Source organism: Legionella qingyii, assembly GCF_003990155.1.
Classification (GTDB): Bacteria; Pseudomonadota; Gammaproteobacteria; order Legionellales; family Legionellaceae; genus Legionella; species Legionella qingyii.
Map to the genome: position 1 here is coordinate 15,298 of NZ_RZGX01000013.1, position 14,063 is coordinate 29,360.

Here is a 14,063-nt window from a genome sequence, read left to right on the forward strand (position 1 = left end):
TGCGAGTTACCTAATAAAATACCATAGTTCGATGAATATATTACATACTATAGGAAAATGATTCATCAGACTCTAAATCGACGTAATCATCTTCATAATAAACACCCGAAATCACAGTTTGCATGGGCTCATATTTTCTGCTTAATGAACGAAGCATTTGAGGATCAATATCAGAATGCTTACTCAATAAGCTTAATATGCGTGAACATTGAGAAAAAGATAAATCCCAACGTGAAAAATACTCTTCTTTACACACATTTACATTACTGTTAAGCAAAGCAAGCAATTGACTCATCGCATCATATACTTTCTCACTAGGATTCCTTTTAAGTTCTTTTAACAAATTAATTGCAATATGAAAAACTATGTGTGTTTCATTGCGGATTTTTGCAAAATGGCTCAAACAATCAAAAGGTGCTTTTAACGAAAAAGCGTGACGCGCATAATCAAAAATCTTTTTGTCTGTGCTGTCTTTTAATAAATCTTGCGATAATTTTAAAAACACAGGATATATAGCAAGCAGGATTTTGTGATGGTCTTTTCTAATTGATGAAGATGAATCATGATGTATTTCATTACCAAAAAAAGTCAATTGATTATCATCTTGTTTAGGAGTTTTGGGTGAGTTGGTTTGCGGTGAAAAACTTTTTGAACTGAAATAAAGTCTACGCAACTCCTGCGCTTGTTGCATTAATTCGCATTGATTAGGAGCACTAGACTCTTCAATCAGTCGATACACTTTTTCAAACCAGTTACTATCACCTCGATAACAACAATAGGAAAGTAACTCACCAAGGGAACTAAATGTCGTATACATAAATTCTTCATTTTCATATTCTTCAGAGTCATTTTTATGATAACGGGTATTCAAATAGTTGATTGTCTCTTGATAACCAGAATCAATCATTTGTTTTCTGGTTTCCTCTGCCACGGTAAACGATGATGTAGATACATTATCAACGTTAATTATAATGGATTGACATGCATATTTTCTCAATTTCAAGCGATCTTTTTCCCAACCGCTGGCAGGATCACTAACGCCAGTTAATAATCTATAAATCCAGTTTAATACAACATTCTCTCTATAAACTCGATCCATCACCCGATCGATAGCCTTTCTTTCTGGACCATCATCAAACTTAACGGCTAATACTTTTAGGTTATTACCGTATTCTGATTCGAGTAATGTGGAGTGATCATCAAAAAATGCCTCTGTAGGAAAATTATTTAATATTCCACCATCATTATGTTCTTCACCATCAATAAGGGTTGATCTATAAACAATAGGAAAACTGGCAGATGTTTTAACTGCCTCACTCACTTCAAAATTTGGTGAGCGAAAATAAGAGAAATATCGAGTTTTCCCTTGCCGTTTATTTGTTGCTGTAACTACCAATTCTTTTCCAATCCCACAACCTGGACATTTCTGCCGTATTTCCTCTAAGGTAGCAAACGTAATTTTTCCGTGCGGATATGGAATTTTATATTTAGAAACGATTTGATCTAATTTATAGGCAATAGCATAATCAAGAGCAGTCTTTAAGGAGTGAGCTTCTGAAATTCCATTGATATTTATATCAAAATGAACTAAATGCTCATGTTTAAAATGTTTAAACAGGGCTTCAATCTCGGCCGCTGTATAACCTAAATAACACATTAACGCCATAATGGCTCCTGCGGAGCTACCAGCGAATTTTTCAGGATATATTTTCGCTTCATTTAATGCTTTCCAGACACCAATATGAGCAAAAATTTTTGCACCACCACCACAAAGAACTATATTTTCAATATTAGGTTTTCTTTCACGCACTAAAATCTCATGTGATTTTAAAAACCGAAATATCTCTATTTTTTTTGTTTGATATAGAGGCACTACATGTTTTTCTTTAATTGATTTACTTTTAACTTTTTCTTCACTTATCCAGGGAAATAGCCAATTCCAAATTCGAACATACCAAGGTTTTAATGACATAAAACGCTGCATTCTTCGATAATCATACATTTTATCTAGGCGTTCTTGTGGATCATCTACCTCTATTGATTGAGGATGAGGACTCTTGCATATTGATTCAAAGTTAATATTTTTTATATTAAGCGAGATAAGTTGATCGACCAATTTATCGGTAATAAAAACTCGTTTTGTATTTCCTAAAGGTTCTTGCTGTGAGTCATTAGGATCTTTATATTTTGTCCCTGTTCCCGGAACTAAAAATTGATTAAATCCAATTAATATCCCGTGATTACCATGACACATTTGAATGCCTGTCAATTGATAATGGGATATATTTTTCAGTGATAAATCTAAATCACTTATTTTCCAATGCTCTAGATATTGTCCCTGAAACCAGCTTACTATTCTTCCCCACCAGGTTAAAGCAACCTCTGCTGTAAAGCCGCGATACTCATTTACAGTTACGCCACTTAAAAAGGCTTTAGTTTTTTCTTTTTGATGGGGTTCCAAAAGCCATTGTTTAAACAATGCTCTTTTCTCATCACTTACCCGGGTAAAATCGAACATTATTTGTTCGTTATCAAATAGATAACTACCCAAGGGGATTTTATTATCAGGAGGAAACCCATTAATTTGTAAACGTCCTAAATAGGCCGTCATAATAATTTTTTTTAGTAAATCAAGATTTTGGGCATATGGGTGTGTGTCAGATTCAAGCAGCTGACTTATTACGTGTTGTGGTGTCATCACTTATCCTTAAGTTATGATAATCCATTAACTCATTCAGCAAATAATCGAAGCATTCCCTGCTTTCCATTAATTTATTGCTGAATGGATCTTGCTATACTTATCTCGATTCTTGCTGTTTCCATCACCTTTTGTTCAAACGATAAGATTACGATTAGATTCCTTTATATTTATTATTTTTAACCATCACAAATATAATTAACACAAATTTATCATAAATTAAATAGATAAAATTATTCGAAATTGACGCTCTTATAGTATTAATATGATATGCCTATACCCGGGCTTTCATGATTAGCCTAGTCACATTTTGGAATGTAGCTAGGCTATAAATTGGATTAATTATCTTGAATATTCTTTTAAAATTTCAGCGACAACTAGTTCAGGATTTGCTGCTTGTGTGATTGGACGCCCTACTACCAGATAATCACTACCTTCTTCGATAGCCTGTTTGGGTGTCATTACTCGAGATTGATCATCACTGACGTTATTTGGCAATCTGATACCTGGAGTAACCGTGATAAATTGCTCACCACAAGCTCTTTTAATGGCTTTCACTTCTTGAGCAGAACAGACCACTCCATCTAAACCTGATTCCTTAGTCAAAATTGCTAATTTTTTCACATGGTCAATAACAGGAGTGTTAATCCCAACCGAAGTTAATTCGATTTGATTAAAACTGGTTAAAACAGTTACTGCAATTAAGATTGGTCTACTAGCGCCATAAGAATCAATAGCCTTCCTTGCTGCTTGCATCATATTCATTCCCCCAGAAGCATGGACATTCATCATCCATACACCGAGTTCAGCACCGGCCTTACACGCTTTTGCAACAGTATTAGGAATATCATGAAATTTTAAGTCTAAAAAAACCTTAAATTGTCTTTTGACTAATTGTTTCACAAAACTTGTGCCAAGCAGTGTAAAAAGTTCGCTTCCTACTTTTAAAGCACAACTTTGGGGATCAAGCTTTTCAATCAAACGTAAAGCATCATGCTCATTATCAAAATCCAGTGCTACAATTAATTTGGGCATCATTTATACCATTGCTTCTTGTTCATGAACTTTTAGAGCATTTTTAACTGCTGTAACTATTTTCATTTGCTCTGCTTCTTGCAAATATGGATGCATGGGTAGACTAATAACACGGCTGCTTGCATATTCTGCATGTGGAAAATCACCGATTTTATAACCAAGATAAGCCATTGCTGCTTGCTGATGCAGTGGTACAGGATAGTGCACTGCAGTTGGAATTCCTGATTCTTGCATCGCCTTTTGAAAAGCATCTCGATTAGTGACTTCAATAGTATATTGTGCATAAACACTTGTATTATAACTATGAACAAAAGGTGTTTTTACTAAAGGCGAAAGAATCTGATCATACATTTTGGCGACTCTTTGGCGCATAATAATTTCATCGGGGAACAGTTTTAATTTTTCAATTAAAACAGCGGCCTGAATCGTATCCATTCGTCCATTAATTCCTATACGGTTATGGCAATAACGCGCATTTTGACCATGAATTCTTATTTCAATAAGTTTTTGAGCTAAAATATCATCATTAGTAAAACAGGCCCCAGAATCTCCATATCCACCCAAAGGTTTAGACGGAAAGAAACTAGTACATCCAATCGTTGATAAAGCACAAGAATATTTACCTTTATAAGTTGCGCCAAAACTTTGTGCTGCATCCTCAATTACCGGGATACCATAACGAGCCGCAATCGCATTAATTTCATCATGTTCAGCACATTGACCATACAATCCAACCGGCATTATCGCCTTGGTTTTGCTGGTAATTGCGGCTTCCAACTTATTAGGGTCCAGGTTATAGGTCAGTGGATCAATATCTACAAAAACAGGTTTGGCTTGACAAAGACTAATCACCTCAGCAGTAGCGAAGAAACTGAAAGGAGTAGTTATTATTTCATCTCCTGGCTGAATTTCTAAAGCCATTAATGCCATTAATAAAGCATCTGTTCCACTTGAATTGACAATAGCATGTTTAACTCCTATAAAATCAGCTAATTGCTTTTCAAGCTGCGCAATTTCAGGCCCCATAATATATTGACCATGATCCAAAACGTTTTTAATACTGGCTAAAATTTCGTTTTCTATTATTGAATATTGTCTTTTTAAATCGATAAATTGCATCATAATCTCTAAAAAAATTAATTAATATCCTTCCAATCCATGGACAGGTTTCATTCTTCCCCAGTTTTTGCAGCTGGGACAATGCCAATGAAGATGCTTTCCACCAAAACCACAATGAACACATCTATAAACTGGCTTATTGTCTAAAAATTTACTCGTTATATCATAAAGCATTTGTAACTTGTCACGTACCTTCCCGTGAGCAGATTCAAGATGCCAATAGATTAACTGATTTAAACCTCGAATTGATGGATGTTTGCTTAAATTATCAGCTACGAAATCGATAGCAGCATCCATATTTTTTTGTTGTCTTAAATATTCCGCTATTACAAAAATTACTGAAGCTCTGGGATTTTTCTCTAATGTCTCTTCAAGATACTTGATACACTCATCCATTGTATTTAATTCTTTATGACATACAACTAGAGGTTCGATAATTTCTGTTAAAAAATCTGCATCTTGCTGAGGCACACGTTTTAATGAACGAATAGCATGTTTGTAACGCCCTTCTTTCATTTCAAGGCTTGCATTCATTAAACTGGCTCGAACAGATTCATTATCAACGTTTATGGCTTGTTTAATACAATATGTAGCCCTATCAATCGCATTGCTTTTTAAAGCTTGATTGGCCATTTCACAATAATAATGGGCGGCTTGGTTATGAAAACTTGTTCCTGTAGAAATTTCTAATTTTTTAATAACATCCAAAGCCTTTTCCCATGCTTTTTCTTGTTGATAAATCGCTAGCAATCCATGCAAGCTGCTAGTTTCTTTAGATCCACCTAACTCTACAACCTCCAAAAAAATTCGCTCTGCACGATCGAATAAACCAGCACTCATATAATCTTGGCCTAATGCCATTAACGATTCTTTTCTTTGTAATATACTTAATTGAGGTCTTGCGATTAAATTTTGATGAATGCGTATAGCTCTATCAACCTCACCACGACGTCGAAATAAACTTCCTAACGCAAGATGAGTTTCTACCGTATCACTGTCAACTTCTAATAACTTAATAAATATATCAACAGCTTTATCGGGTTGTTCATTTAAAAGATAATTAAGTCCGACAACATACTCACGAGATAAGCGATTATTAAGAGTAGGATCTTCCTTAGGTTTACTACGATTTGCCATCCACCAACCAGACCATGCAGCAGCAGGCAATAGTAATGGCCATAAATCAATCATTATTACCCTCCTCTCTGCATGTTAAACTTCATAATAATAAAAAAATTAGTGTTGATCTTGCAATGGAATTGATCGTAAGTTTTTAATTTCTTTTTCAGTTAATTTTAATTGGTTTTTAATTTTGTGGTATTCAGCTTTTAAACGCCAATATCGACCAATAAAAAGTATAAAGCCTACTAAAATACCGATACCCAACATAATTGTCATGAGAACAGATATAGGCATTGTTATCGTTTTAAAATATAAATTAACATCCACTGAAGTTGCATTTAAAGCAGCAAAACTAACGCCAATAATGATAAGTACTATATAAATAACTAGCATTAATATGCGCATAAATTCTTCCTTTTTTGTTTACTGGGCAATTCGAAGTGGAACCTGGGAGCGTTCCAGGATAATACTGTAACAAAAACCTGAGCGCCACCTCGTTCACTCTGGTTATAAAATATACAAACAAAAAAGCGTAGAAAAATCTACGCTTTCTTAACTAGTTGACAATAAAGGAATTAATCACTTTCTTTACTTGCCATTTTTTCTTTCAGCAAATCACCTAAGGTTGTTGTTGAAGCACCTTCGGTTCTAGAATATTTCTTGATGGCATCTGCTTCATCTTGAGCATCTTTCGCTTTTACTGAAAGCGTAATTGAACGGTTTTTACGATCAACATTTATGATTTTTGCTTCAATCTCGTCACCTTCTTTGACAAGGGTAGTCGCATCATCAACACGCTCATCAGACAATTCACTTGCACGAATAGTGCCTGTAATATCATCAGACAAAGCTACAGTAACTGTTTTAGGATCTACTGCAACAACTGTACCTTTAACTATGGCGCCTTTAGTATATTCATCAACAAAACTTGCGAAGTTATCGCCTTCAAGTTGTTTAATACCTAAAGAAATTCGCTCACGCTCAGGATCTATAGCAAGAATAACAGCTTCTAACTCTTGTCCTTTCTTAAACTGTTTTACTGCTTCTTCACCAGCAACAGTCCAGGAAATATCAGACAAATGAACCAAACCGTCAATATCTCCATCCAAGCCAATAAATATTCCAAAATCAGTGATTGAACGAATTTTACCACTTACTTTTTGGCCTTTATTGTGGGAGGCGGCAAATTGTTGCCATGGATTACCAACACATTGTTTCATACCTAGAGAAATACGGCGTCTTTCTTCATCAATTTCAAGAACCATAACATCAACTACATCACCCAGAGAAACTACTTTACTTGGATGTACGTTTTTGTTGGTCCAATCCATTTCAGACATATGGACTAAGCCCTCAACACCTTCTTCGATTTCAACAAAGCAACCATAATCAGTAATATTAGTTACTTTACCTTGTAATTTTTTGCCTATTGGATAACGTTCTACCAGGTCAACCCAAGGATCGTTACCTAATTGTTTCATACCTAGAGAAACGCGGTTTCTTTCGCTATCAAAGCTCAATACTTTTACTTTTACGTCTTGGCCAACTGATAATACTTCACTTGGATGTTTTACACGTTTCCATGAAATATCAGTAATATGCAACAAGCCATCTATGCCGCCCAAGTCAATGAATGCACCATAATCGGTAAGGTTTTTAACAATACCATGGAGTTCTTGACCCTCATGTAAGGACTCAAGCAATGCTTGTCTATCAGCACTACTTTCTTCTTCAACAACTGCACGACGTGATACAACGATGTTGTTACGCTTTAAATCCATCTTAATAACTTTGAATTCAAGCTCTTTGCCTTCTAGATAAGAAGGATCTCTTACAGGTCTGACGTCTACTAATGAACCAGGTAAGAAGGCGCGTATAGTACCAATTTCAACAGTAAAGCCTCCTTTAACTTTTCCGGAGATAAGACCAGTAACTGTTTCATTGTTCTCATGCGATTTAGATAATTTACGCCAAGCTTCCTGACGTTTTGCTTTTTCTCTTGAAAGGAGCGTTTCGCCATAGCCATCTTCCACAGAATCCAGTGCTACTTCAACAGTATCACCCAGGCTAACTTCCAAAGCACCATCTTTGTCATAAAATTCTTCTTTAGGTACGATACCTTCAGATTTTAGACCTGCATTTAAAATGACATAGTCACTATCGATACCAATAACTTTGGCATTAATAATGGCACCAGGATAAAATTGAGCGCCGGCAATACTTTGCTCAAACAATTCTTTGAAACTTTCAGACATGTTAATAAACTCTTTAGTAATAAAATGAAAGAATGAGTTCCACTCATCTTTCCCCCAACAAATAATTAAGCACAATACAAACGTTCATTTATTAATTTTAATACAATATTAAACACTTGTACAATGGATAATCTGGTTGTATCAATTTGCACTGCATCATCCGCAGGCTTTAATGGCGCATGCGTACGAGCTGTATCCCTTACATCACGCTTAGCCAATTCTTCTACAACCTGCGCGAGGCTAACATTAATTCCCTTTTCTTTCAACTGTAAATAACGTCTATTTGCTCTTTCTTCTTCGTTAGCATATAAAAAAATCTTCAAAACAGCTTCAGGGAAGACCACGGTCCCCATATCTCGACCATCGGTAACGAGCCCAGGAGATTGGGCAAAATTACGTTGGCGCTCTAGTAAAGCCTGTCTTACCTCCTGAATTGCAGCAATCTGAGAAGCATCCTGCCCACATTGTTCGCTTCGAATTTCCGAGCTGATGTTCATATCATCCAAAATGGCTTGCACTCCATAATCATCAGAAGATTCAAAGCGTAAATTTAGCGAACGGGCTAAAGTGGTTAATTTATCCACATCATTGAAGTCAATCTTGCTTTTTCTAGCTGCATAAGCGAGAACACGATAAATGGCTCCACTATCAAGCATATTCCATTTAAGATGTTTCGCAAGTAATTGGCATAAAGTGCCCTTACCAGTGCCACTTGGACCATCCAGGGTTATAACAGGTACAGTGTCATGGTGCATTATTAATGGTTTCCTCTATTTGTAATTGAAGCTCCTTTGCTGTTTCTACAAACAAAGGAAATGAGGTAGCTACATTGACACAATTTTTAATGGTAACAGGTTCTTTAGCTACAGCCCCAGCGATCGCAAAAGACATGGCGATACGATGATCGCCTCTGCTTTCAACAGTACCTCCTTGTAAGGTCCCTCCTTCTATAACTACTCCATCGTCTAGTGCATTCGCATAAATACCTAATTCTTTTAGACCATCAGCCATAGCAGCAATTCGATCACTTTCTTTAAAGCGTAACTCGCTTGCGCCATGCAGCGTAGTTTGTCCTTGTGCACAAGCTGCGGCAATAAAAATAACAGGGAACTCATCAATTGCAAGCGGTACCATATTGGGATCAATATTAATTCCTTTTAATGGTGCATACTGAACTCGCAAATCAGCAACCCACTCCTCTCCTAATTGTCTCTGATTTAAAAGGGTAATATTAGCCCCCATTTCCAATAAAATATGTAGTATTCCGGTACGTGTTGGATTAATCCCTACTTTACGAATGATAATATCAGAACCTGGAATAATAGTGGCTGCAACAATAAAAAATGCCGCGGATGAAATATCCCCAGGGATATCTATCTCTGTGCCAATACATTCACTATCAGAATTAACAATTAAAGTATTACCTGAACGGTGAACTGGGTAAGAAAAGTTTTTTAGCATAAGCTCTGTATGATCACGACTCACACCTGCTTCTGTAATTCGTGTCTCACCTTCAGCATAGAGGCCTGCCAATAAAATACATGATTTAACCTGAGCACTCGCTTCAGGCATTATATAATGAATTCCTTTAAGTTTTTGGTTTCCTCTGATTGTGATGGGAGGTTTGCCATCTACGGTAGTAATATCAGCCCCCATTTGTGTTAATGGTTTACTGATCCGCATCATAGGTCTTTTTAATAAACTCTCATCCCCTGTTAATTGGCTGTCGAACGATTGGGCAGCTAACAATCCTGCTAACAGGCGTATACTGGTTCCAGAGTTTCCACAATCGATAACCTGTTCAGGTTTTCTTAATCCATACTTGCCAACGCCATATATTACTACTTGCTGTTCATCAGGTCCTTCTATGGTGACTCCCATTGCTTGGAATGCTTTTAAGGTTGCCATGCAATCTTCGCCATCAAGAAATCCATTAATAATCGTAGTTCCTTTAGCTAAAGAACCAAAGATAATAGAACGATGTGAAATCGATTTATCACCAGGTACAGTTATTTCACCTTTTATTGACCGGACAGGTTTACTGATAAAATTAAGTATTCTCACTAACTATTTTCCTTTGCAAATTCAGACATGAACTCTATGAGCGCATCAACTCCGGCCATGGGCATCGCATTATAGAGACTGGCGCGAATGCCACCTATGAGTCGATGTCCCTTTAAACCGTACAAACCGCGTAGCTGGGCTAAATGTAGGAATTCATTCTCTAATTTATCATTCTTAAGTGAAAAACAGACATTAACTATAGAACGAACCTCAGGATCTACATGAGTTGTATAAAAATCGGTGTTATCCAAATATTGATATAATTTAGCTGCCTTTTGACAATTAAGACGGTATATTTCTTCAACTCCGCCTTGAGCTTTTAACCAATCAAACATTTTGTCAGCTAAGTAGCAATTAAATACTGGTGAAGTAGCATAAAGTGAATGATGCTCAGCTTGAATTTTATAATTTAACATTGTTGGCACATGGGGAGTGGGTATTTTTTCTAATAGATCATCCCTAATAATTACTATTGTTAACCCAGCATTCGCTATATTTTTCTGTGCTCCAGCAAAAATCAAACCAAAATTTCTAACATCTACAGGTTCACTAAGCAAAGCGGATGTCATATCAGCGATTAAAGTAATTCCCTTAGTGTTAGGAACATAAGGAAATCGTACTCCATTAACAGTTTCATTTGGAGTGTAATAAACATAAGATGTGTTTTCTTTTATATCCCAATTTTTCGGTTCAGGAATTGTTTTATAGCCATTTTGTTCATCACTGGCAATACAATAGGCCTTTTTTAAGTGTTGTGCTTCCAATAAAGCCATATGCGACCATACTCCAGTGACCAGATAGCCCGCCCGCTCCTCTGGACTTAAGAGATTCATTGGAATCATGGCAAATTGAGTACGGGCAGCTCCTCCCATAAATAACACATGATAATTTGAAGGTATAAAGAGCAATTCTCTTAAAGACTGCTCTGCATGATTTAAAAGAGCTGAAAACTCCGGGCTACGATGTCCAACCTCAAGAACAGAAACGCCAAGATTTTGCCAATCAAGAAGCTCTTCTTGAGCTTCCTTAAGAATAGCCTCAGGAAGCATTGAAGGCCCTGCACCAAAATTATAGACTCTAGTTGTCATCGCCATTTTCTTCAATTTCAGTTTCTTCATTGGACTCGTTAGATTCCTCGCCTAAATCTTCAATTTTTTGCATGCCCACTACTTTTTCACCTGGGCTAACATTAATCAATCGAACACCTTGCGTATTTCGACCAATTACGGACAATTCATCAACCTTAAATCGTACCAACGTACCTTTATCTGTAATTAACATTGCCTCATCTGCATCAGTAACTTGTACTGAACGCACAACTTTACCATTACGCTCACTTACCTGAATGGATATTACACCTTGTCCACCGCGACCAGAAACCCGATACTCTTCGATTGATGTGCGCTTTCCATATCCATTTTCTGTTGCAGTCAAAATAGTACCATCTGGATGAGCTACAACTAAGGATATTACTGCTTGCCCCTCTTCGATGCGAATACCTCGTACGCCACGGGCGGTACGCCCCATAGGACGAACTTTATTTTCATCAAACCGCACCACTTTACCTGCATCAGTGAATAGCATGATATCCTTACTACCATCGGTAATATCAACACCAACCAAACTGTCATCTTCATCCAGGTCTACAGCAATAATTCCATTAGATCTCGGTCTACTAAATGCATTTAAAGGTACTTTTTTAACCGTTCCTTTTTTAGTAGCCATAAAGACATAGTAACCTTCCTGATACTCCCGGACCGGTAGCATGGCATTAATTTCTTCGCCGTCAGCAAGTGGTAAAATATTAATAATCGGTCGACCACGAGAAATACGACTGGCTAAAGGAAGTTGATATGCTTTTAACCAATAAAGTTTTCCGAGATTAGAGAAGCAAAGCAATGTGTCATGCGTGCTAGCTATAACTAACCGAGAAACAAAATCCTCATCTTTAACATTTGTTGCGGATTTACCCTTACCACCTCGACGTTGAGCCTGGTATGCACTTAGCGGTTGGTATTTTACATAGCCTTGATGCGACAGGGTTACCACTACATTTTCTTCAGTAATTAAGTCTTCGATTGTCAAATCTTCTTGTGATGCAGTGATTTCAGTACGACGTTCGTCGCCAAACTGAGTTTTTATCTCAATGAACTCATCACGAATCACCTGCATGAGTCGTTCCGGAGATGCCAATATCTCCATTAACTCACGAATCAATTGCAATAATTCCTCAAACTCGCCAAGAATTTTATCTTGTTCCAAAGCTGTTAAGCGATGGAGTCTTAATTCAAGAATAGCCTGAGCCTGAGCTTCTGATAGCTTATAGCCATCAGTCCCTAATCCAAACTCAGCGGTCAAATCATCAGGCCGAGAAGCATCAGAACCAGCTCTTTCCAACATCGTTTTAACCATGCCTGGTTGCCATAGCTTGGCAAGCAATGCTTCTTTAGCGTGTTGAGGGGTTGGTGACTTTTTAATCAAGTCAATCATTTCATCAATATTGGCTAAAGCAATCCCCAAGCCTTCTAATAAATGAGCGCGAGCACGAGCTTTTTTCAGATCAAATAAGGTTCTTCTGGTTACAACTTCACGACGGTGTTTAATGAAATATTCAAGAATTTGTTTCAAGTTCAATGTACGTGGCTGTCCATCAACCAAGGCAACCATATTAATTCCAAACACATTTTGCATTTGAGTATGAGCGTACAAATTATTTAAGATGACATCAGCTACTTCATTACGTTTAAGCTCGATAACGACTCGCATGCCTTGCTTATCAGACTCATCCCTAAGACCAGAAATTCCTTCAATTTTTTTATCGCGCACCAACTCAGCAATACGCTCAACCAGTCGAGCTTTATTTACTTGATAAGGAAGCTCCGTAATAATAATAGATTGTCGTCCTGTATCTTCATCCGTTTCAATTTCTGTTCGGGCACGAATAATTGCGCGCCCTTTTCCTGTACGATAACCTTGAATAATTCCAGCTCGGCCATTGATAATGGCTGCTGTTGGAAAGTCTGGACCAGGAATAATTTCCATAATGTCGTCCAAACTTAACTCAGGATCATCAACAAGAGCAATGCAGGCATTAATAACTTCTGTAAGGTTGTGAGGTGGAATATTCGTCGCCATACCTACAGCAATACCTGAAGAACCATTAACTAATAAATTGGGTACTCGTGAAGGTAAAACTACAGGAGCAAATTCGGTCTCATCATAGTTAGGGCTAAAGTCAACGGTCTCTTTCTCAAGATCCGCTAATAAAGCATGGGCTACCTTAGACATTCTTACTTCGGTATATCGCATTGCCGCCGGTGCGTCGCCATCTACAGAACCGAAGTTACCCTGACCATCTACCAAAAGATAACGCATCGAAAAAGGTTGAGCCATACGAACTATGGTGTCATAAACTGCTGTATCGCCATGTGGATGATATTTACCGATCACATCCCCTACGACACGTGCAGATTTCTTATAGGGTTTATTCCAGTCATTGCCTAATTCACTCATTGCGAAAAGTACGCGTCGATGAACCGGTTTCAGTCCATCGCGAACGTCAGGCAAGGCTCTGCCTACGATAACACTCATCGCATAATCTAGGTAGGATTGTTTTAACTCATCTTCGATATTAACTGGCAAGATTTCTTTAGCTAGATAAACCATAGTTTGGACGTATCCTTGACGATAAATTTTAATGATAAAGGATACCATACAGACGGATTTAATTAAATCATCTACATTAAAATGTACCCCAAGTACTGCACAAC

10 protein-coding genes are annotated in these 14,063 nt (G+C 37.2%); all 10 read right to left on the minus strand.

Annotated features, from left to right (window positions below; genetic code table 11):
• Window positions 1-40 precede the first annotated feature (40 nt).
• Window positions 41-2,698, minus strand: coding sequence for a Dot/Icm T4SS effector VpdC (vpdC, locus tag ELY20_RS10480; RefSeq protein ID WP_110142315.1), 2,658 nt, complete (start codon window positions 2,696-2,698; stop codon window positions 41-43).
• 342 nt (window positions 2,699-3,040) lie between these two features.
• The gene (pyrF, locus tag ELY20_RS10485) at window positions 3,041-3,736 is read right to left on the minus strand and encodes an orotidine-5'-phosphate decarboxylase (RefSeq protein ID WP_110142316.1); all 696 of its coding nucleotides are present in this window, start codon (window positions 3,734-3,736) and stop codon (window positions 3,041-3,043) included.
• On the minus strand, window positions 3,737-4,852 hold the full coding sequence (locus tag ELY20_RS10490; RefSeq protein WP_110142397.1) for a DegT/DnrJ/EryC1/StrS family aminotransferase: 1,116 nt from the start codon (window positions 4,850-4,852) through the stop codon (window positions 3,737-3,739).
• Window positions 4,853-4,873: 21 nt separating this feature from the next.
• The gene (gene lapB / locus ELY20_RS10495) at window positions 4,874-6,043 is read right to left on the minus strand and encodes a lipopolysaccharide assembly protein LapB (protein WP_110142317.1); all 1,170 of its coding nucleotides are present in this window, start codon (window positions 6,041-6,043) and stop codon (window positions 4,874-4,876) included.
• Between the two features lie 45 nt (window positions 6,044-6,088).
• Window positions 6,089-6,379, minus strand: a complete 291-nt coding sequence (locus ELY20_RS10500; protein ID WP_110142318.1) for a LapA family protein — start codon at window positions 6,377-6,379, stop codon at window positions 6,089-6,091.
• 170 nt (window positions 6,380-6,549) lie between these two features.
• Window positions 6,550-8,229: a 30S ribosomal protein S1 gene (gene rpsA, locus ELY20_RS10505; protein ID WP_110142319.1), complete on the minus strand. Its 1,680-nt coding sequence runs from the start codon at window positions 8,227-8,229 to the stop codon at window positions 6,550-6,552.
• 65 nt (window positions 8,230-8,294) lie between these two features.
• Window positions 8,295-8,984, minus strand: coding sequence for a (d)CMP kinase (cmk, locus tag ELY20_RS10510; protein ID WP_110142320.1), 690 nt, complete (start codon window positions 8,982-8,984; stop codon window positions 8,295-8,297).
• Window positions 8,974-10,293: a 3-phosphoshikimate 1-carboxyvinyltransferase gene (gene aroA / locus ELY20_RS10515; protein ID WP_110142321.1), complete on the minus strand. Its 1,320-nt coding sequence runs from the start codon at window positions 10,291-10,293 to the stop codon at window positions 8,974-8,976. Before aroA ends, cmk begins: the two co-directional genes overlap by 11 nt.
• Window positions 10,293-11,381: a 3-phosphoserine/phosphohydroxythreonine transaminase gene (gene serC / locus ELY20_RS10520; protein WP_110142398.1), complete on the minus strand. Its 1,089-nt coding sequence runs from the start codon at window positions 11,379-11,381 to the stop codon at window positions 10,293-10,295. The genes aroA and serC overlap by 1 nt, the downstream gene beginning before the upstream one ends.
• The gene (gene gyrA / locus ELY20_RS10525; RefSeq protein WP_110142322.1) at window positions 11,371-13,959 is read right to left on the minus strand and encodes a DNA gyrase subunit A; all 2,589 of its coding nucleotides are present in this window, start codon (window positions 13,957-13,959) and stop codon (window positions 11,371-11,373) included. The genes serC and gyrA overlap by 11 nt, the downstream gene beginning before the upstream one ends.
• Between the last annotated feature and the right edge of the window lie 104 nt (window positions 13,960-14,063).

Bases quoted from the DNA above. Each gene is read 5' to 3' on its own strand.
- ELY20_RS10490 (WP_110142397.1), bottom strand. From the start codon at position 4,852: ATGCAATTTATCGATTTAAAAAGACAATATTCAATAATAGAAAACGAA.
- pyrF (WP_110142316.1), bottom strand. From the start codon at position 3,736: ATGATGCCCAAATTAATTGTAGCACTGGATTTTGATAATGAGCATGAT.
- ELY20_RS10500 (WP_110142318.1), bottom strand. From the start codon at position 6,379: ATGCGCATATTAATGCTAGTTATTTATATAGTACTTATCATTATTGGC.
- rpsA (WP_110142319.1), bottom strand. From the start codon at position 8,229: ATGTCTGAAAGTTTCAAAGAATTGTTTGAGCAAAGTATTGCCGGCGCT.
- vpdC (WP_110142315.1), bottom strand. From the start codon at position 2,698: ATGACACCACAACACGTAATAAGTCAGCTGCTTGAATCTGACACACAC.
- lapB (WP_110142317.1), bottom strand. From the start codon at position 6,043: ATGATTGATTTATGGCCATTACTATTGCCTGCTGCTGCATGGTCTGGT.
- serC (WP_110142398.1), bottom strand. From the start codon at position 11,381: ATGACAACTAGAGTCTATAATTTTGGTGCAGGGCCTTCAATGCTTCCT.
- gyrA (WP_110142322.1), bottom strand. From the start codon at position 13,959: ATGGTTTATCTAGCTAAAGAAATCTTGCCAGTTAATATCGAAGATGAG.
- cmk (WP_110142320.1), bottom strand. From the start codon at position 8,984: ATGCACCATGACACTGTACCTGTTATAACCCTGGATGGTCCAAGTGGC.